Source organism: Microbacterium sp. 1.5R (assembly GCF_001889265.1).
Classification (GTDB): domain Bacteria; phylum Actinomycetota; class Actinomycetes; order Actinomycetales; family Microbacteriaceae; genus Microbacterium.
Genome location: NZ_CP018151.1, coordinates 2463717 through 2484265, shown reverse-complemented (window position 1 = coordinate 2484265; position 20549 = coordinate 2463717). Strand labels below are relative to the sequence as shown.

Genomic DNA, 20549 nt, shown 5'->3' with positions numbered 1-20549 from the left:
TTACGGGATCAGCACGATCTTGCCCGAGGCGGCTCCGGACTCCATGAGCTCATGAGCGCGTGCCGCCTCGCTCAGCGGCAGTTCCGGGCCGAGCTCGATCGTGAAGTCGCCCGCCGCCAGCAGGTCGACGGTCGCGCCGAGGGCCTCCGCGCGCCACGCGAGCTCCTGCTCAGTGAGCGGCACCGGTGAACCGCCCGAGAACGCCCGGATGCCGAACGACGCGGCATCGGGGCCGCGGACGATCGTCGCGATGCGCTCGCGGTCGGCGACGAGCTCGAGTGACACCTCGATGGCCTCATCGGTCCCCGCGCAGTCGAGCGCGACCGTCACCCCGACGGGTGCGGCCTCGCGTACGCGCTCCAGCAGCCCGTCTCCGTATGCGACCGGGATCGCACCGAGGTCACGCAGCTGATCGTGTCGGGCCGGGCTGGCGGTCGCGATGACGGTGGCGCCCCAGGCGACGGCGAACTGCACGGCTGCCTGGCCGACCGAGCCCGAACCGCCGTGCACGAGCAGCACGTCGCCGTCCGTGACTCCGAGCGAGCGGAGCGCCTGATAGGCGGTGCCGGCGGGGATGCCGATGCCGGCACCCTCCGCTGCGGTGACGGAATCGGGCAGCGCGACGAGCTTATCGACCGGTACGGCGAGCATGCTCGAGTAGGTGCCGACGGTGTCGCGGATCGCGACGCGGTCGCCCACCGCGAATCCGTCGACGTCGTCGCCGAGCGATTCGATGACCCCGGCGCCGTCGAACCCGACGGCACGCGGCTCGGTGATCGGCGGTGAGGGGCGCTTCGCGCTGCGGAGCTTGGCGTCGATCGGGTTGGCACCCGCCGCCTCGATGCGCACCACGGCCTCGCCGCTGAGCGCGATCGGATCGGGAATCTCGATCAGGTGCAGCACATCAGGAGAACCGAACTCTGTGTAGACGATCGCGCGAGCCATGGATTCAGGCTACCCCCGAGACGACAGCACCTTCATGATCCGCTGCGGAGAGACGGGCTGCGCGGTGCCGAGACGCTGCGCGAACACGCTCACCCGGTACTCCTCGAGCAGCCAGCGGGTCTCGACCAGGGCCGGCGGCGCGTCGGCGGGCAGCGGGATCGCGCCCCCGGCATCCTCGAAGGCCTTCGCCATGCGCTCGAACTCGCTCATGCGGGTGCGGTCCTTGCCGGGCTCGTTCGCGAGCGTCTTCAGCCGCTCGAGCATCCCGTCGAGGTATCGCGGGAAGTGCGTGAGGCGCTCGACGCCTGCCGCCGAGACGAACCCGGGGTGCAGGAGTCCCGCGAGCTGCGTGCGGATGTCGTTCAGCGGCCCGAGCAGTGCGAGGGAGTTCTGCGAACGGATGCCGCGCTCGACATCGCGGGTCTTCGTGAGGATGCGAGCGACGAGCGACACGCAGGCGAAGAGGTCGTCGACGAGCGACGCCGACACCGCGTCGCGCACGCGGACGAACTCGGCCTCGGTGCGCACGAGGCCGCCCGGCGCCAGCCGATCGATCGTGCTCTGGACGACCGCGGCCCGGCAGTCCTCGATGAGCGCGGCGGCCGACTGGTAGGGCGACGCGGCGAGTGCGAGCTTCTCCTGGCTGGTGAGGTGCTGCTGCACGTACGACGAGGGCGAGGGCACACCGAGCAGCACGAGGCGCAGCACGCCCGCCCGCGTGGCGGTGGCGGCGGCATCCGCCGTGGACTCGACGCGCACCGAGACGGTCTTCCCCTGGTCGACGATCGCCGGGTACCCGCGCACCACTCCGCCGGCCACGCGGGTGTCGAGCACCTCGGGCAGTTCGCCGAACGTCCAGGCGGTGAGGCCGTCCTTCTCGATCGAGGTGGCGGCGGCAGCGGGCTGCGGTCCCTTCGAGGGGCCGGGGCGGCGGGGCGGGGTCGCGATCGACCGGGCCACGCTGCTGCGCGCACGGTCGGCGAGCTCGGCCTGCAGCGCACCGAGGTCGCGGTTCGATCCCGCGACGCGCCCGCGCTCGTCGACGGCGCGGAAGTTCATCCGCAGGTGCGCGGGCACGCGATCGTCTTCGAAGTCGGCAGCCGAGACGAGCTGATTCGCGAGCGGCTGGATGAGGCGTGCCAGCGCCTCTTTGAGCGTGCGATGAGGAAGGCCGCCGTGCGACTCCGGGCCGTCTCCGGCGAGCTCGGCACCGAACTTGTCGGCCCAATCGGCCGCAGGCACCACGTGCCGTCGGATCGCCTTGGGCAGTGCGCGGAGCAGGCCGGTGACGAGTTCGGCGCGCAGCCCCGGCACTTGCCAGTCGAAGCCCCTGTCCTCGATCTGCGCGAGCAGAGGCAACGGGATCACGACGCTCACGCCGTCGTCGGCCGCCCCCGGCTCGAAACGGTACGCGAGCCCGAGCACCTGGTCGCCCTGCGTCCACCGGGTGGGGAACTCGCTCTGATCGGCCCTGCTCTCGTCGTCGAGCAGGTCGGCCTCGCGCATCACGAGCAGCTTCGGGGTCGCGGCCAGCGCGTCGCGCCACCATTTCTCGAACGAGCGCACGTCGAAGACGTCGGTCGGGATCCGCTCGTCGTAGAAGCGGAACACCGCTTCGTCGCCGGCGAGGATGTCGCGACGCCTCTCACGTTCCTCGAGCTTCTCGAGGCGCTTGCGCAGTTCGGCGTTGCTGCGCCAGAAAGCGCTGACCCGCTTGTCGATGCGCGTCGGATCCCATTCGCCCTCGACGAGGGCGTGCCGCACGAACATCTCACGCGACGCCGCCCGGTCGATGCGCGCGAACTGCACACGGCGACGGGGGATGATCTCGACCCCGAACAGCGTCACCTTCTCGTACGCGACCGCCGCGCCGGCATCCTTCGACCAGTGCGGCTCGGTGACCTGGCGCTTCGCGAGATCGCCCGCGAGCGCCTCCGCCCAGGCGGGGTCGATCGCGGCGACCGTGCGGGCGTAGGTGCGTGAGGTCTCGACGATCTCGGCGGCCATGACCGCCTGCGGGGCCTTCTTGCGCAGGGCGGATCCGGGGAAGATCGAGAAGCGGATGCCGCGGGCGCCACGGTATTCCGCCATCCTCTTCTTCTTCGGATCGAGGCCCTTGCCGGTGTTGCGCTCGTCGAGGATGCCGATCTGGGACAGGAGTCCGGCGAGCAGAGCCCGATGGATCGCATCCGGATCCGCGGTCCCCCCGCGCGAGGAGTCCTTCTCCCGCACGAGCGACCGCAGCTGACGGTGCACGTCGAACCATTCACGCACCCGGACGTAGTTGAGATGCTCCGAACGGCACAGGCGACGGAAGGCGCTCGAACCGAGCTCGCGCTGCTGCTCCCGGAGGTGGTTCCACAGGTTCAGGATCGACAGGAAGTCGCTCGTCGGGTCGGTGAAGCGCGCATGCATGCGGTCGGCTTCGTCGCGCACGCTCTGCGGCGCCTCCTGCGACGGCCGCTCGCGCACGTCCTGGATCGACATTCCGGCGACGATCGCGAGCACGTCACGGGTGACGTCGGCGCCGCCGGGGCGTCCGGCCTCGATCAGCATGCGGGCGAAGCGGGGGTCGATCGGGATTCGGGAGATGTCGCGACCGATGCGGGTGAGTCGAGGAGCGTCTCCGCTGCCGGTGACGGCGCCCAGCTCGGTGAGCAGGTCGACGGCGGCCTTGACTCCCCGGGAGTCGGGCGGGGTGAGGAACGGGAAGGCGGTGATGTCGCCGAAGCCGAGCGACAGCATCTGCAGGATCACCGAGGCGAGCGAGGTGCGCAGGATCTCGGGTTCGGTGAACTCCGCGCGCTTGTCGAAGTCCTCCTCGCTGTACAGGCGGATCGCGATGCCGTCGCTCGTGCGCCCGGCGCGGCCCGAACGCTGGTTCGCGGAGGCCTGCGAGATCGCCTCGATCGGCAGCCGCTGCACCTTCGAGCGGTTGCTGTATCGCGAGATGCGCGCGGTGCCGGTGTCGATCACGTAGCGGATGCCGGGAACGGTGAGGCTGGTCTCGGCGACGTTCGTGGCGAGCACGACCCGGCGCCGCACACCGGCGACGCGGCTCTTCTCGAACACCCGGTGCTGCTCCGCCGCCGACAGCCGGCCGTACAGGGGCAGCACCTCGGTGGGGGAGCGGTCCTTCGCGTACGCGCCGCGCACGGCATCGGCGGCATCCCTGATCTCGGCTTCGCCCGGCAGGAACACCAGCACGTCGCCCGGCTCCTCGCGGTCGAGTTCGCGGAGGGACGCGACGATGGCGGTCACCTCGTCGGACTCCTCGGTCTCCTCCGTCTGCTCGCGGTAGCGGATCTCGACGGGGAAGGTGCGGCCGGACACCTCGATCACCGGCGCGGGCACACCCTCGGGCGTCGCGAAGTGTCTGGCGAAGCTCTCGGGATCGATCGTCGCCGACGTGATGATCACCTTGAGGTCAGGTCGTTCGGGAAGGATCCGCACGAGGTATCCCAGCAGGAAGTCGACGTTGAGCGAGCGCTCGTGCGCCTCGTCGATGATGATCGTGTCGTAGCGGCGCAGCAGCCGGTCGCGGTGGATCTCATTGAGCAGGATGCCGTCGGTCATCAGCGCGATGCGCGTGTCGTCGGACACCTTGTCGGTGAAGCGCACCTTGTATCCGACGAGGCCGCCGAGCTCGACCTGCAGCTCCTCGGCGACGCGCTCGGCGATCGTGCGGGCGGCGAGTCGTCGGGGCTGCGTGTGCGCGATGCGCTCGCGCCCGAGATCGAGGCAGATCTTCGGCAGCTGCGTCGTCTTCCCCGAGCCCGTCGCTCCGGCCACGATGACGACCTGGTTGTCGCGGATGGCGTCGGCGATCTCCTCCCGCGCAGCGCTGACCGGCAGCTCGGGAGGATAGAAGATCACGGGGGAAGGCATAGAACTCCCATCGTACGATTCATCCGTGAGCACTGTGTCGAAGCCTCCTCCCGCATCGCGGTGGTTCCACGAGTTCGGACGGGCTCCGCGCATCCTCGGACTCGACGTCGCCCGAGGGCTGGCGATCCTCGGCATGGCCGGAGCGCACATCGGCGAGACCGAGGCGTTCGATCCCTTCGACCTGTCGACCTGGACCGACCTGGTGCACGGGCGATCGTCGATCCTGTTCGCCGTGCTCGCCGGCATCTCGATCGCCCTGATGACCGGCCGCAGCGTGCTGCCCGACCCCGAGCGGATGCCGAGCCTCCGCCTGCAGCTGATCGGTCGCGGAGCGGTCATCCTCCTGATCGGTCTGGCGCTGGAGATGCTGAACACGCCGATCGCGGTGATCCTCACGCTCTACGGACTGCTCTACGTCGCCGTCATCCCGTTCCTCCGGTGGCAGCCGTGGAAGCTGCTGATCGCCGCCGGCATCCTGGCACTCGCGGCACCGGCGCTGCTCGCGTTGCTCGCCGCACTCACCCTGAACCCCACCGGCGCGGGCGTCAGCCTCGTCCTCTACGGCTCGTATCCGATCACCGCGTGGCTCGCGTTCGTCTTCGCCGGCATGGCGCTCGGGCGCCTGCGTGTCGAGAAGCTCGAGACCGCGGCGATCACGCTGGGCGCGGGCGTCGGACTCATGGTCATCGGCTACGGACTGGGCCTCGTCGGAGGAGTCACCCGCCTCGGCTCCGGCTCGGCGATCTTCGGCGGCGAGCCCGCCGCGGGGTGGAGCACCTACTCCGACGCGCTGGCCGCAGCGGATCCGGCAGGGGCCGTCGTCCGAGCGATCTTCGCCGTCGAACCGCACTCCGGTGGAACGGCCGAGATCCTCGGCTCGGGCGGGTTCGCGCTGTCGGTCATCGCGCTGTGCGTGCTGCTCAGCGGGCCGTTGCGTGCGGTGCTCCTTCCGCTCGGGGCGTTGGGGTCGATGCCCCTGTCGGCCTACAGCGTGCACGTCGTCTCGGTCGCGCTCGTGGCAGGACCCGGCGGCTTCTTCTCGAGCAACGCCTTCTGGTTGGCGACGGCCGTCGCGCTGCTTCTCGCGACCACGCTGTGGTCGGTCCTGTTCGGGAGGGGCCCGCTCGAGAGACTGGTCGGCTGGGTCGCCTCGAGGATGGCGGCGGTTCCTCCTGGTCGACCTGTCATCACAGGTCGTAGGGTGGATTCATGACGATTCCTGCACTCGAACTGAACGACGGCCATTCCATCCCGCAGCTCGGCTACGGGGTGTTCAAGGTTCCGGCCGACGAGACCGAGCGAGCCGTGAGCGAGGCGCTCGAGATCGGCTACCGCCACATCGACACGGCCGCCATCTACGGCAACGAAGAGGGCGTCGGAGCGGCGATCGCCTCTTCGGGCATCCCGCGCGACGAGCTGTTCATCACGACCAAGCTCTGGAACGACCGCCACCACGACGACGAGCCGCGTGCGGCGATCGGCGAGAGCCTCGAGAAGCTCGGGCTGGATGTCGTCGACCTCTACCTCGTGCACTGGCCCACTCCGGCGAAGGACGACTACGTGCACGCCTTCGCCCGGCTCATCGAGCTGCGCGAGGCAGGACTGACACGCAGCATCGGCGTCTCGAACTTCCTCGTTCCGCACCTCGAGCGCGTGGTGGCCGAGACCGGCGTGACGCCGGCGGTCAACCAGATCGAGCTGCACCCGGCCTACCAGCAGCGCGACGTCGTCGACTGGGCGACCGAGCACGGCATCCGCATCGAGTCGTGGGGCCCGCTCGGCCAGGGCAAGTACGACCTGTTCGGCACGCCGGCGGTGGCCGAGGCGGCGGCGGCGCACGGCGTCACCCCCGCGCAGGCGGTGCTGCGCTGGCACCTGCAGCGCGGGTTCATCGTCTTCCCGAAGTCGGTGCGCGCCGAGCGCCTGCGCGAGAACCTCGACGTGTTCGGGTTCGAGCTCACCGACGCCGAGGTCGCGGCGATCGACGCCCTCGACCCGCTCGACGGCTCTGGTCGGGTCGGATCGCACCCCGACGACGTGAACTGACACGCTCCGTGTCGACAGATGACGCCCCGTGTCGCTTCCCGCGACACGGGGCGTCGTCGTGAGTAGCGTCGTCCGCATGACAGCTCCCTACCGCGTCGTCGCCGTCTCCGGATCTCTGCACGAGCCCAGCAAGACCACGGCGCTCATCCGTGCGATCGCCGGGGCGATCGCCGAGCGCGCCGAGGTCGAGATCGAGGTCATCGAGCTCACCGACATCGGCCCGTCGCTCGCAGGAGCGCTGCGTCGCGACCAGCTTCCGGCGCGCGTCGAGGAGAAGCTGGTGGCGATCGAGGCGGCAGACCTGCTGATCGTGGGCAGCCCCGTCTACCGCGCATCCTTCACCGGCCTCTTCAAGCACCTGTTCGACTTCGTGGGTCAGTACGAGCTCGTCGGCAAGCCGGTGCTGCTCGCGGCGACCGGCGGCGGCGAACGCCACGCGCTCATCATCGAGCACCAGCTGCGGCCGCTGTTCGCGTTCTTCCAGGCGCTGACGCTGCCCCTGGGTGTCTACGCCAGCGACACCGACTTCGACGGCTACGTGATCGCCTCCGACGTGCTCCACGCGCGCATCGCCCTCGCGGCCGAGCGTGCGCTGCCGCTCGTCGGCTATGCGGCATCCCGGCCGGCGGAGCTGCTCGTCTCCTGACCGTCTCGTCAGACGCCGATCGGCGTAGCGTGGACGTATGACGAACCGGCTCGCCGACACGCTCAGCCCGTACCTCCGCGCCCACGCCGACAATCCTGTCGACTGGTATCCCTGGGGCCCGGAGGCCTTCGCCGAGGCGCAGCGCCGCGATGTGCCGCTGCTGATCTCGATCGGGTATTCGACCTGCCACTGGTGTCATGTGATGGCCAGGGAGTCGTTCGCCGACCCCGACACGGCTGTGCTGATCAATCGCGACTTCGTCGCGGTGAAGGTCGACCGCGAGGAGCATCCCGACGTCGACGGCGCCTACATGGCGGCTGCCTCGGCGTTCACGCAGAATCTCGGTTGGCCCCTCACCGTCTTCACGACGCCGCGGGGCCGCACGTTCTACGCCGGAACCTACTGGCCGCCCGAGGCGCGACAGCCGATGCCCGCGTTCCGGGACGTGCTCGCCGCGGTGCAGGAGGCGTGGACCCAGCGCCGTGCCCAAGCCGAGGACTCTGCGGATGCCGTCACGGACGCCCTCGCCCGCGCAGGCGCCTCGACCCCCTCCGATCTTCCGGACGCCGATGCTCTCGCCGGCGCGGCGCGGACGATCGCGGCTCGGGAGGATCGCCGCTTCGGCGGTTACGGCGATGCGCCGAAGTTCCCGGTCGCGACGACCCTGAGGATGCTGCAGACACCGCTCGTGCGCAGAGAGGCCCCGGATGCCGCCGAGTCGGCCGACCGGGCGCTCGCCGCGATGGCCGCCTCCGATCTGCGCGATGCCGATGGGGGGTTCTTCCGCTACGCGACCCGACGCGACTGGAGCGTGCCGCACTACGAGCGGATGCTGACCGACAACGCGCAGCTGCTCGACGTGGCGCTCGACGCGGGTGACGACGCGACCGCACGCGGCATCGCCGACTTCCTCCTGGGCACGCTGCGCAGGGCGGGCGGCGGGTTCGGCGCGGCTCAGGACTCGGAGTCGTGGATCGACGGCGAACGCAGCGAGGGCGGCTACTACGTGCGACCGCCCTCCGAGAGGACCGGTCTCGAGCTCCCTGCCGTCGACGGCAAGGTCATCACGGGATGGAACGGTCTGGCCATCACCGGTCTCGCCCGCGCGGGAGCTTCTCTGGCGGAAGGGTCCTGGGTGCGGGCCGCGGCCGAGGCTGCCGAGTACGTGCTGCGAGTCAACAGGGATGCGACCGGGGCTCTCGTGCGGGCCTCGCTCGACGGGGTCGCCTCGGGTGCGGTCGCCACCGCGGCCGATGTCGCTCTCCTGGCCGACGGGCTGTTCGCGCTCGCCGCGGCCACGGGCGAGGCGGCGTGGGCGGTGGAGGCACGCACACTGCTCGACGCGGCGATCGAGGGCTTCGAGGGCGACCCGCTGCTCGCCGAGCACGGCATCGCCGCAGCGCCCGATCAGACCGACGGCGATCTGCCGTCGGATGCGGCGGCCGTGGCTGCGGCATCCCTCACCGCCTGGCGTCTCGGCGCGGGGGATCGGTATCGCGAGGCAGCCGCGGAACGCGTGCGCGAGCATGCCGCGCCCGCCATCGCACAGCCGTTCGCGCACGGCAGCCTGCTGCGCGTGGCAGCGGGTCTCGTCGATGCGCCGAGGCAGCTCGTCGTCGTCACCGAGACACCCGAGGGCGCACTCGCCTCGGCAGCCCGCAGGGCCGACGCGGACGTCGTCGCGATCGTCACCCCGGAGCAGGCCCAGGCATTCGCGGATGCCGGCTTCGAGCTGTTCGACGGCAAGGGCGACGCGATGGAGCAGGCGTTCGACTGCCGCTCGTTCGTGTGCCGGCTCCCGGTGCGCGACCCCGCAGACCTCCCGCTCGCGCGGTGAGCTCAGCTGCGATCCTGGACGGCGGGCGGAGCCGCGTAGGCTGAGCAGTCTGCTCATCGCACGCAGGAGGCACGCGCATGACCGAGGTTCCCACCACGACGACCACGACCAAGGGTCTGCACCCCGGGCTGACCCGTCGGCAGATCTCGATGATGGGGCTCGGCGGGGCGATCGGCGCCGGGCTGTTCGTCGGGTCGGGACAGGCGATCAGCATCGCCGGTCCTGCCGTGCTCATCTCGTACCTCGTCGCCGGCGGCATCGTCGTGCTGATCATGGCGATGCTCGCCGAGATGGTCGCCGCCCGCCCGAGCTCAGGAGCCTTCAGCTCATACGCGCAGAAGGCGATGGGCCGCAGCGCCGGCAGCGCGGTCGGCTGGCTCTACTGGATCCAGCTCGTCGTCGTGATCGCCGCCGAGGCCACCGGCGCCGCCGGGATCATCGCGGCCTGGATCCCCGGCATCCCGGCCTGGGTATGGGTGCTCGTCTTCGTCGTCGCCCTGACCGCGGTCAACCTCTTCGGGGTGCGCAACTATGGCACGTTCGAGTTCTGGTTCGCGGCGATCAAGGTCGCGGCGATCATCGTGTTCCTCGTGGTCGGCGTGTGCGCGATCCTGGGCTTCATCCCCGGCGTGCCCGCGACCGGCATCGGCAATCTCGTCGACAACGGCGGCTTCGCCCCGAACGGCCTCACGGGCATCGCGGCGGCGCTCCTCATCGTGGTCTTCGCGTTCGGCGGCACCGAGGTCGTCGCGATCGCGGCGGCGGAGTCCGATGACCCCGCACGCAACATCCGCCGGATCGTGCGCGAGGTCCTCGTGCGCATCCTGATCTTCTACGTCGGCTCGATCTTCGTGATCGTGTCGGTGCTCCCGTGGAACGATCCCGCCGTCAAGGACGGTCCCTTCTCCGCAGTGCTCGACACTCTGCAGCTGCCGGGCGTCGGCCTCGTGATGGACCTCATCGTCGTGATCGCGCTGCTGTCGGCGATGAACGCGAACATCTACGGCGCGTCGCGAATGGCCTACTCGCTCGGTGAGCGCGGGCTCGCACCGCTCGCGGCGACGCGAACGACGTCGACGGGCGTGCCGGTCGTGGCCGTGCTCGCCTCCGTCGCGTTCGGCTTCATCACGGTCGGGCTGAACTGGGCGTTCCCCGATGTGGTGCTGCCGGCGCTGCTCAACGTGGTCGGATCGACGCTGCTCATCATCTGGACGGCGACGGCGGTCTCGCAGATCATCCTCCGCCGCCGTGCCGATCGTGAGGGTGCGGCGATGCCGATGCGCATGTGGGGCTTCCCCTGGCTGTCGTGGCTGTGCCTGGCGCTGCTCGCCGGAGTGATCGCGCTCACCATGATCGACGAGGCTGCGCGTGTGCAGCTGCTGCTCACGATCGGCCTCACTGCGGTGCTGCTGGTCGTCGCCCGCCTGACACGCGGTGTCTCTCGCCCGGGGGTGGCCGGCGAGCGCGACGGAGTGGTCGAGGGCTGACCGCGCGCACGTGCTGCCGCTGGTCGGGTCAGATCCAGCCGGGCAGCCAGTTGTGCAGGAGCCAGAACTGGTAGGGCACGCTCATGCCGGTCCACACCGGGTAGAAGAACGCGGAGACCAGCACCACGACGGCGAGGAAGACGATCACGGTGCGCTCGCCCGACTGCCGGCGGTGCAGCGGATCCTCCCGGCGTCCCGCGATCTGACGGAGAACGACCGCGAGTGCGAGCACGAGGAACGGCGCCATCGCGACCGTGTAGAACTGGAAGATCGTCCGCTCAGGGAACAGCAGCCAGGGCACGTACGTCGCCGCGAGCCCGACCAGGGGGAACGTGAGGGCTGGACCGACGGGGCGACGTTCGGCCCACCCGCGCACGAGGCGGTAGAGCAGGTAGAGAGCCGCGGCGACACCGGCGTACCAGATCAGCGGGTTGGGGATCGTCGAGATCACCGCGATGCAGTGATCGACGCCGCAGGGCCCGGGGTCGCTGCCCACCCAGACGGCTGTGGGGCGCAGCAGCAGAGGCCACTCCCACGCGGGGCTCGCGTACGGGTGGCCCTTGCTGAGACCGACGTGGAAGTTCAGGATCGCCTCGTGGTAGTTCCACAGCGCGATCAGCGGATTCGGATCGCTCTGCCGCGCATAGCCCCCGGCGGTGACGAGCCACCCCGTCCAGCTGGCGAGGTAGGTGGCGAGCGCCGGCAGCACGAGCAGCACGAAGGAGACCGGTCCCTGACGGAAGGCCGCCGCGGTGGGCCAGAGCACGACGCCCGCGCGGCGTCGTGCCAGGGCATCCGTCACCACGACGTACAGGCCGAAGGCCGCGAGCGCATAGAGCCCCGACCACTTCACGGCGCAGGCGGCGCCGAGCGCGACACCTGCGGCGATCAGCCACGGACGCCGCCAGAGCACAGGACCCCACATCGGCGCGGGGGAGTCGGGGTCGGTATCGGGGTCTGCGCGTTCCAGCACGGGGATCACCCGGTCGCGGTCGATCAGGATGAAGAGCGCGCCGAGCATGAGGAAGAACGTCAGAGGGCCGTCGAGCAGGGCCGTGCGACTCATCACGATGCTGAGGCCGTCGATCGCCAGCAGGGTGCCGGCGACCGTCGCCACCACGATCGAGCCGGTCAGGCGGCGGGCGACCAGATAGACGAGCAGCACGGTGGCGGCGCCCAGCAGTGCCGTCGCGATGCGCCAGCCCACCGTGTTGTCGGGTCCTCCGATGGCCATCCCCAGGGCGATCAGCCATTTGCCCAGGGGCGGATGCACGACGAACGACCCGGCATCCGACAGCGGCAGCTGCCGCAGTGTGATGAACGCCTCGTTCGCATCCTTGCCCCAGGTGCCTTCGTATCCGAGAGTCCACAGCGACCAGGCGTCCTTGACGTAGTAGGTCTCGTCGAAGGCGAGCTGGTGCGGATGGCCGAGGTTGACCAGGCGCAGCACGGCGGCCAGGGCCGTCACCACGAGCGGCGCGAACCAGCGCACCATGCGCCCCCAGTCGGGGTCCTGCAGCACGCGGTCGCGCAGTCGCTCGTAGCGCGTCAGTCGCTGCTCGGGCGGAGGCAGCAGAGGCAGGGGCGCGGTCACCGCACCAGCCTAGACACTCCGCCGATGGGCGCCGCCTAAGCTGGGCGGGTGATCATCCTCGCCGCAACACCGATCGGAAACCTCGGGGATGTCTCGCGTCGCCTCGTCGAGGTGCTGGAGAACGCCGAGGTCGTCGTCGCGGAGGACACGCGCACCACGCAGCGGCTCATGCAGGCTCTGCAGATCTCGAACCGCCCCCGGCTGATCGCACTGCATGATCACAACGAGAAGCAGAGAGCGGCGGAGCTCGCCGCACTCGCGGTCGAGACGGATGTCGTCGTCGTGAGCGACGCGGGGATGCCGGCCATCAGCGACCCCGGGTACGGGCTCGTCGCCGAGGCGGTCGCTCAGGGAGTGACGGTGACGGCGATCCCGGGGCCGAGCGCCGTGCTGATGGCGCTCTCCATCTCGGGACTGCCTACCGACCGCTTCACGTTCGAGGGGTTCCTGCCGCGCAAGCCCGGGGATCGGCGCTCGACGCTGCGGGCGCTCGCCGCAGAGCCACGCACCATGGTCTTCTTCGAATCTCCCGCCCGCCTGGCGTCGTCGCTCGCCGATATGGGCGCAGCCTTCGGCGACGACCGCCGCATCGCCGTCTGCCGCGAGCTGACCAAGTTCTACGAAGAGGTGCGCCGCGGCACCTCCGCCGAGCTCGTCGAGTGGGCGACGGCGGGCGTCAAGGGTGAGATCGTCGTGGTGGTCGAGGGTGCAGTGCCTCGTGAGGCGTCGGCGGAAGACGCTCTCGCGCAGGTGCAGCGACTCGTGGCATCCGGCGTGCGTCTCAAGGAAGCCTGCGCCGAGGTCGCCGCGGCGACGGGCCTGTCGTCGCGCGACCTGTATCAGGCAGCGCTCGCCGCGCGCAGCTGATGGAAGGCACCTCGGACGCGGGCGTCGCCGCTGCCTACGACGAGCGGGCCGCGGAGTACGTGGAACTCGCCGGTGCGATCGAGCAGATGGATGCCCGGGATGCTGCGGTCATCGAGGCCTGGCGTGACACGGCCTCCGGCCTGCTGCTGGATGCCGGCTGCGGGCCCGGGCACTGGACCCAGTTCCTGAGTCTCGGCGAACGCGTGGCGCAGGGGATCGACCTGTCGGAGGAGTTCATCGCGACGGCGAGGAAACGGCATCCGGGCATCTCCTTCGACGTCGGCTCGTTCCGCGACCTGCCGTTCGCGGCGGGGTCGGTCGGAGGCATCCTCGCCTGGTACTCACTGATCCACACCTCGCCGGCTGACATCCCCGGGATCCTCGAAGAGTTCGCCCGCGTGCTGGCTCCCGGAGGCAGCATCCTGATCGGCTTCTTCGACGGCGAGCCGCGCGAGCCGTTCGCGCATGCCGTCGCTCCGGCGTACTTCTGGTCTGCCGACGCGCTCGCCGGGCTTCTCGCCGACGCGGGCTTCGAGGTCGTGACGAGTGACACCCGGGGCCGCGAACCCGGCGAGATCAGCGCCCGCCCTCACGGCTCACTCGAAGCACGCAGGCGGTGACTCGCTCGCCGGGTAGCCTGGTGCACACGCAAGCGGAGGAGGACCGAGCGTGAGCAAGAGGGCGACCGTCTACGACGTCGCAGACCGCGCCGGAGTGTCGATCGCGACGGTCTCCCGCGTGCTGCGGCAGCCGGATGCCGTGCGCCCCGCCACGCGGGAGCGCGTGCTCGACTCCGTCTCGGCGCTCGGCTACGTGCCCAGCGGCAGCGCGCGCGGTCTGGCCGAGCGCCGCACCGGCGTGCTCGGGCTGTACTTCCCCGGTTTCGATGCCTCGGAGGACGCGCCCGTCCTCGACGTGCTGGCCGATGACCAGGGCGAGGCGCCGCCGTTCACGGTCGAGCAGGCGTCCGCCGACGCGGGCGCACCGCATCCGACCATGCTGTTCCTCGACGAGGTGCTGCGGGGAGCGGAGCTCGAAGCCTGGAAGCAGGGTTTCGTGCTCATGATCGGCGTCGGCCGCGACGATCCGACGCGCGAGACCGTGCGGGACATCGCCGGACGCGTCGACGGGCTGATGGTGCTGGCCCAGAGCGTGCCCGACGACGTGCTCGCCCGGCTCGCTCAGCGGATCCCCGTGGTGGTGCTCTCAGGGCCGGCCCGCGGCGACAGTTACGACCACGTGACCGTCAGCAACGCCGAGGCGATGTCGGAGCTGACCAGACTGGTGCTCGCGCAGGCCGATCAGGGGACGCTCGCTTTTCTCGCCGGCCCCGAGGACTCGCCCGACGGCGCCCAGCGCTGGGAGGGTTTCGCCGCGGCGGTCGCCGAGGCGGGCATCGCGACGGATGCCGTGACGGTGCTGCGCGGCGACTTCACCCGCGCATCCGGGCGGCGGGCGGCCGAACAGCTGATCGCCGACGGCGTCCCCGCCGCACTCATCGCCGCGAACGACCAGATGGCCCTCGGGGCGATCGACGCGTTCCGATCGGCCGGCATCCGCGTGCCCCACGATGTCCGGGTCACGGGCTTCGACGGCATCGAGGCGGCGGCGCTGTCGCGTCCCGCCCTCACCACCGTCCGCCAGCCGATGATCGATCTCGGGCGGGCCGCCGTGCAGCTGCTCTCGCGACGTCTCGAGAACCCGGACGGCGAGCCGATGACGGTGCGCCTGCCCGTGCAGATCCTCGTCCGCGAGAGCTCCCAGCGCCCCGACTGAGACGGGATTTGATACCGCTCCCACGCCGGTCGTCGCCGGGGAGTGGGGGCTTTCGGCGTCATGCGAGGGGGTTGCAGCGGCCAAATGTATGCGCTTACAATTGCTGATGCGGCTTCGGCCGCGGGGTGCCCCGACCCGTGGGACCCCCTTCATGACACAGACGACATGAGGTGGCAGTGTGGCGAAGACGCACATGCTCCGGCGCTGGCGGAGAGCCGCGATCGTGGGACTGGCGGCAGCGGCCGTCGTGCTCAGCGGTTGCAGCATCCAGATCAGTTCGCAGCCCGATCCATCGATCGGCGACGACACGATGCTCATCAACGCGGACAAGGGGAACCCGTTCTTCACGCGGAACTTCAACCCGTACCTCACCAACACGCGCACCGCGTCGCGGTGGATCTATGAGCCCCTGATCCTGGTGAACCCGCTCGACGGAACCGAGAACCCGTGGCTCGCGAGCGAATGGTCGCAGCCCGATGCCCGGACGGTCGTGATGACGATCCGCGATGACGTCGAGTGGAGCGACGGCGAGAAGCTGACGCCCGACGACGTGGCGTTCACGTTCCAGCTGCTGAAGGACAACCCCTCCCTCGACATCAAGGGCGCCTGGCAGCACCTCGAGACCGTCGAGGTCGACGGCGACGACGTCATCATGCACCTGCAGACCGATGACGCGCCCTCGCTGCCGATCCTCGGCCAGACCATGATCGTGCCGGAGCACCTCTGGTCGGACGTGAAGGACCCGGGCACGTACCGCAATGAGAACCCGGTCGGCACCGGCCCGTTCGTGCTGGGCAACTACAACGACCAGCAGTACTCGATGGACAAGAACCCCGACTACTGGCAGGCCGACAAGATCGAGATCGAGCACATCATCCTGCCGTCGACGAACTCGCAGCTCGACACCGTCACCCGCGGCTACGACTGGGCGTACTCGTTCATCTCCGACGTCGAGGGCACGTGGGGTGCGGCCAGTGAGAACAACGACTGGTGGTTCCCGCCGGGAGGCGTGATCGCGCTGATGCCGAACCTCGAGGTCGCGCCGTTCGACGACGTGAACGTGCGCCGCGGCATCGCCCTCTCGCTCGACCGCGAGGAGATCGCCGAGACCGCCTCCGAGGGCTACATGGAGCCCGCAGGGCAGACCGGCCTCGTGCTCCCGAACCAGGAGGAGTTCCTCGACCCCGGCATCCCCGATCAGGGCATGATCACGCAGGACAGGGATGCCGCACTCGCGGCCTTCGCCGAGGCGGGGTACACCCTCGACGGCGACCGGCTGGTGAGTGCAGACGGCGAGCAGCTCGAGTTCGCGCTCACGACGGCCAACGGATTCTCCGACTGGACCCGTGCGGCGCAGACCGTGCAGAGCCAGCTTGCCGACGTCGGCGTCAAGGTGACGCTCAAGCTCCCGCAGCCGGCCGGATACCAGAGCGCCATCAGCAACGGCGACTTCGAGATGGCGATCGGCGGCATGGGCAACGGCGACGTCTACCAGGCATACAACAACCTGCTCTCGAGCGAGTTCTACGTGCCGTCCGGCGAGACGACCGCGAACAACTTCGAGCGGTACCGGTCGGATGAGGCCGACGCGCTGCTCGCCGAGTATCGCGAGACGGTCGACCCCGCCCGCCAGACCGAGATCGTGCAGGAGCTGCAGGCCATCGTCTACGAGGAGATGCCGGTCATCGGCCTCTACTACGGCGGCATCTGGGGCCTGTTCAACGACTCCAAGTTCACCGGCTGGCCCTCAGAGGATGACCCGTACATGATCCCGCAGAACTACGACTCGGCACCGCTGGGCATCTTCACCCGGCTCGAGCGCGTGAAGGAGGACGACCGATGAAGTACGTCTTCCAGAAGATCGGGCTGTTCGTCCTCACGCTGTGGGCGGCCATCACCCTGAACTTCTTCCTTCCGCGGCTGATGCCCGGCTCGCCTGCCGACGCCGCCATCGCCAAGCTCTCGCAGAACGGCCCGGTGTCCGATGCGACGCGAGCCGCGATCGAGGCGCAGCTCGGTGTGCCGACCGGCTCGATCTGGGATCAGTACGTCGCCTACCTCGGTCAGGTCGCACGACTCGACTTCGGTGTCTCGTACACGTTCTACCCTCAGACCGTGTCGAGCATGGTCTCGACCGCGCTGCCGTACACGATCGGCCTCGTCGGCATCGTCACGATCCTCGCGTTCGTGATCGGCACCCTGATCGGCACCGCCGCCGCCTGGCGCCGCGGCACGTGGCTGGACTCGCTGCCGACGCTGACCGGCTCCTTCCTCAGCACCTTCCCCTACTTCTGGACAGCGCTGCTGCTGCTGTTCTTCTTCGGGTACGTGCTGCACTGGTTCCCGACCACCGGCGCGTATTCGGCGACGACCACGCCGGGCTTCACTTGGGACTTCTTCATCGATCTCGTGCAGCATGCGATCCTCCCGGCGGTGACGATCCTGTTGACCTCTCTCGGCGGATGGATCATCGGCATGCGCAACGCGATGATCAACACCCTGGGTGACGACTACGTGACGTTCGCCGAGGCGAACGGCCTGCACGGTCGCACCATCGCCCTCCGCTATGCCGCACGAAACGCGATCCTGCCGAACCTCACCGGCTTCGGGCTCACGCTCGGCGGCGTGGTCGGCGGATCGATCCTCGTGGAGCAGGTGTTCGGCTATCCCGGCATCGGATACCTCCTCTTCAACGCCGTGATCGGGCAGGACTACCCGCTCATGCAGGCGCTCTTCCTGATGATCACCGTCAGCGTGCTCGTCGCCAACTTCCTCGTCGACATCCTGTACGGCGTGCTGGATCCAAGGACCCGCCGATGACCTCCACCATGAATGTCAAGGTTCCCTCCGACCGGATCGCGGCTCCCAGCCCGTGGCGCTCGTTCGCCCGGATGGTGGGCACCCTTTGGTCCAACGGCAAGGCCCGTCTGGGCCTCATCATCCTCGGTCTGTTCGTGCTGGTGGCGGTGTTCGCTCCGCTGCTCGCCCCGTACGGACCGAAGGAGAACACCTTCGAGCGCAACGCCGACGCGTCGGCCGCGCACTGGCTCGGCACCACCGCCGCCGGCGAAGACGTCCTGAGTCAGCTGATCTACGGCTCGCAGATCAGCCTCCTGGTCGGCATGGCCGCCGGCATCCTCTCGACGATCGTCGCAGTGCTGATCGGGCTCAGCTGGGGCTACATGCGCGGATTCCTGGGCGAGGTGGTCGGCTTCATCGTCAACCTCTTCCTGGTGATCCCCGGTCTGCCGCTGATGATCGTGATCGCCGCGTACCTGCAGAACGGCGGCATCCTGATGATCATCGCGGTGATCGTCGTCACCGGCTGGGCCTGGGGTGCGCGCGTGCTGCGCAGCCAGACGCAGTCGCTGCGAGGCAACGACTTCGTCACCTCGGCGCAGTTCTCGGGTGACAGCAGGGCGCGCATCGTGTTCCGCGAGATCCTGCCGAACATGACCTCGATCATCGCGGGCACGCTCTTCGGAGCGGCGACCGCGGCGATCCTCGCAGAGGCGGGCCTCGAGTTCCTCGGGCTCGGCGACTCGAGCATCGTCAGCTGGGGCACCATGCTCTACTGGGCGCAGAACTCCAACTCGCTGCTCACCGGGCAGTGGCTGCTGTTGTTCGCCCCTGGTCTCTGCATCGCCCTGCTCGCCCTGAGCCTGACACTGATCAACTTCGGCGTGGATGGGATCTCCAATCCGCGCCTGCGAGAGGGGAAGGGCCGATGAGCGCCATGGAAGCGAACATCCCCACGGATGACGTGCTGCTCGATGTCCAGGGCCTGTCGGTCGAGTACGCCTCGCCCGGCACCACGCCGGTCACCGCCGTCGAGGACGTCTCGTTCACGCTGCGTCGCGGCGAGTTCGTCGGTCTCGTCGGCGAGTCCGGCTCGGGCAAGTCGACGCTCGGCTTCGCGCTGACACGGCTCCAGAAGCCGCCGGCGCGCATCAGCGGCGGGCGCATCCTGTTCGACGGGCGCGACATCCGCGAGCTCGACGCCGAGGAGCTGCGCCGTCAGCGCCAGGGCGGGTTCGCGATGGTGCTGCAGTCGGGCATGAACGCGCTGAACCCGGTGCGCACGATCGGCAACCACTTCCGCGACATCTTCGCCGCGCACGGACACGTGGCCCGCGACGATCGGGATGCGAGGGCGCGCGAGCTGATCGGCAAGGTCGGTCTCGACCCCGCAGTGCTGGCCAGATACCCGAGCGAGCTCTCGGGCGGCATGCGGCAGCGCACCTCGATCGCGCTGGCACTGTCGCTCGAGCCGCAGCTGATGGTGTTCGATGAGCCGACCACGGCGCTCGACGTGCTCGTGCAGCACGCCGTCATGGACACCATCAAGGATCTCCAGCGCACCGAGCACTTCACCGCGATCCTCATCAGCCACGACCTGGGCATCGTGCTCGAGGCGACCGATCGGGTGATGGTCATGCATGAGGGTCGGATCGTCGAAGACGCGCCGAGCCTCGACATCCTGCAGCGTCCTCAGGACGAGTACACGCGGATGCTGCTGAGCCACTACGCCGATCCTCGGGCCGAGTCGATCTCGATCCCCGGGTTCGTCGACCTCGGCACGCGCCGTCGCGAGGGGCGCTCACGCACCGACCTGACCGAGACCCTGCCCACCGTGTCGCAGCGCGACACGCGCCGGGCGGACGCCGCGATCGTGGTCGAGGGCGTGTCGAAGCGGTATCCGGCTCCGCGTCGGGGCGAGCAGCCCGTCACCGCGGTCGACGATGTGTCGTTCCGACTCGAACCCGGCGAGGCCCTGGCACTCGTCGGCGCCTCCGGCTCGGGCAAGTCGACGATCGCGAAGCTGATCACCGGTGTCGAGAAGCCGACCGAGGGCACGGTGCGCTTCGGCGATGTCGACGTCGCGGCCCTGCGCCGTGCGGGCCTGCGCGACCTGCGCAAGGACGTGCAGATGGTGTTCCAGGATCCGTATGCCGCGCTCAACCCGCTGCACACGGTGGAGTACGCGCTGAGCCGACCGATCCGCAACTACACGCCGTTGCGCGGTGACGAGGCGAGAGCCCGCGTGCTCGAGCTCCTCGAGACCGTGGGCCTGACACCTGTCGAGCAGTTCGCGGCCAAGCTGCCGCATCAGCTCTCAGGCGGTCAGCGTCAGCGCGTGGTCATCGCCCGGGCGCTCGCGAGCGATCCGCAGGTGCTGATCGCCGACGAGCCGGTGTCGATGCTCGACGTGTCGCTGCGTGCCGGAGTGCTCGCGCTGCTCGAAGACCTGCGCGAGAGGTGGGGCATCAGCATGCTCTACATCACGCACGACCTGCTCAGCGCGCGGCTCGTCACCGAGAACATCCTCGTGCTCAACGGCGGTCGCGTCGTCGAGCGCGGTGAGACCTCTCAGGTCCTCCAGCATCCGGAGGACCCGTACACGGTGCAGCTGCTCGACGCCGTGCCCAACCCATCCCGAATCTCGAAATAGAGAGGAGCACT

Annotated in this window: 15 protein-coding genes; 12 read left to right on the top strand and 3 right to left on the bottom strand. The window is 69.5% G+C overall.

Going from position 1 to position 20549, the window contains the following annotated elements; translation table 11 throughout:
• Positions 1–945 carry a quinone oxidoreductase family protein gene (locus tag BMW26_RS11840; RefSeq protein ID WP_072591566.1) on the bottom strand — a complete coding sequence of 315 codons (945 nt, stop codon included), beginning with the start codon at positions 943–945 and terminating at the stop codon, positions 1–3.
• 9 nt (positions 946–954) lie between these two features.
• Complete coding sequence (gene hrpA / locus BMW26_RS11835; RefSeq protein WP_072591565.1) at positions 955–4833, bottom strand: ATP-dependent RNA helicase HrpA; 3879 nt, start codon at positions 4831–4833, stop codon at positions 955–957.
• Positions 4834–4858: 25 nt separating this feature from the next.
• Between hrpA and BMW26_RS11830 the strand changes: the two genes are divergently transcribed.
• The 5 genes from BMW26_RS11830 to BMW26_RS11810 all read left to right on the top strand — a co-directional run bounded on the left by BMW26_RS11830 (position 4859) and on the right by BMW26_RS11810 (position 10849).
• Complete coding sequence (locus BMW26_RS11830; RefSeq protein ID WP_232224460.1) at positions 4859–6046, top strand: heparan-alpha-glucosaminide N-acetyltransferase domain-containing protein; 1188 nt, start codon at positions 4859–4861, stop codon at positions 6044–6046.
• Positions 6043–6879 (top strand): aldo/keto reductase, encoded by an 837-nt coding sequence (locus tag BMW26_RS11825; RefSeq protein ID WP_053097128.1) that lies wholly within the window; start codon positions 6043–6045, stop codon positions 6877–6879. The genes BMW26_RS11830 and BMW26_RS11825 overlap by 4 nt, the downstream gene beginning before the upstream one ends.
• A gap of 76 nt (positions 6880–6955) precedes the next feature.
• Positions 6956–7525 (top strand): FMN reductase, encoded by a 570-nt coding sequence (msuE, locus tag BMW26_RS11820; protein ID WP_053099190.1) that lies wholly within the window; start codon positions 6956–6958, stop codon positions 7523–7525.
• A gap of 37 nt (positions 7526–7562) precedes the next feature.
• Positions 7563–9362: a thioredoxin domain-containing protein gene (locus tag BMW26_RS11815; protein WP_072591564.1), complete on the top strand. Its 1800-nt coding sequence runs from the start codon at positions 7563–7565 to the stop codon at positions 9360–9362.
• Between the two features lie 77 nt (positions 9363–9439).
• Positions 9440–10849, top strand: a complete 1410-nt coding sequence (locus tag BMW26_RS11810) for an amino acid permease (RefSeq protein WP_053097123.1) — start codon at positions 9440–9442, stop codon at positions 10847–10849.
• Between the two features lie 28 nt (positions 10850–10877).
• Here the strand turns inward: BMW26_RS11810 and BMW26_RS11805 are convergent, their stop codons facing one another.
• A complete protein-coding gene (locus BMW26_RS11805) occupies positions 10878–12443 on the bottom strand; it encodes a dolichyl-phosphate-mannose--protein mannosyltransferase (RefSeq protein WP_072591563.1) in 1566 nt (521 codons plus the stop codon).
• Positions 12444–12491: 48 nt separating this feature from the next.
• On the opposite strand from BMW26_RS11805, the gene rsmI reads away from it, so the two are divergent.
• The 7 genes from rsmI to BMW26_RS11770 all read left to right on the top strand — a co-directional run bounded on the left by rsmI (position 12492) and on the right by BMW26_RS11770 (position 20538).
• Entirely contained in the window at positions 12492–13310 is an 819-nt protein-coding gene (gene rsmI / locus BMW26_RS11800; RefSeq protein WP_072591562.1) for a 16S rRNA (cytidine(1402)-2'-O)-methyltransferase, read from the top strand.
• Complete coding sequence (locus tag BMW26_RS11795) at positions 13310–13930, top strand: class I SAM-dependent methyltransferase (RefSeq protein ID WP_072591561.1); 621 nt, start codon at positions 13310–13312, stop codon at positions 13928–13930. The genes rsmI and BMW26_RS11795 overlap by 1 nt, the downstream gene beginning before the upstream one ends.
• 49 nt (positions 13931–13979) lie before the next feature.
• On the top strand, positions 13980–15086 hold the full coding sequence (locus BMW26_RS11790) for a LacI family DNA-binding transcriptional regulator (protein WP_072591560.1): 1107 nt from the start codon (positions 13980–13982) through the stop codon (positions 15084–15086).
• A gap of 178 nt (positions 15087–15264) precedes the next feature.
• Entirely contained in the window at positions 15265–16929 is a 1665-nt protein-coding gene (locus tag BMW26_RS11785) for an ABC transporter substrate-binding protein (RefSeq protein WP_232224459.1), read from the top strand.
• A complete protein-coding gene (locus BMW26_RS11780; protein WP_056280002.1) occupies positions 16926–17906 on the top strand; it encodes an ABC transporter permease in 981 nt (326 codons plus the stop codon). Before BMW26_RS11785 ends, BMW26_RS11780 begins: the two co-directional genes overlap by 4 nt.
• Positions 17903–18817 (top strand): ABC transporter permease, encoded by a 915-nt coding sequence (locus BMW26_RS11775; RefSeq protein ID WP_053097105.1) that lies wholly within the window; start codon positions 17903–17905, stop codon positions 18815–18817. The genes BMW26_RS11780 and BMW26_RS11775 overlap by 4 nt, the downstream gene beginning before the upstream one ends.
• The gene (locus BMW26_RS11770) at positions 18814–20538 is read left to right on the top strand and encodes an ABC transporter ATP-binding protein (protein WP_083569357.1); all 1725 of its coding nucleotides are present in this window, start codon (positions 18814–18816) and stop codon (positions 20536–20538) included. Before BMW26_RS11775 ends, BMW26_RS11770 begins: the two co-directional genes overlap by 4 nt.
• Positions 20539–20549 lie beyond the last annotated feature (11 nt).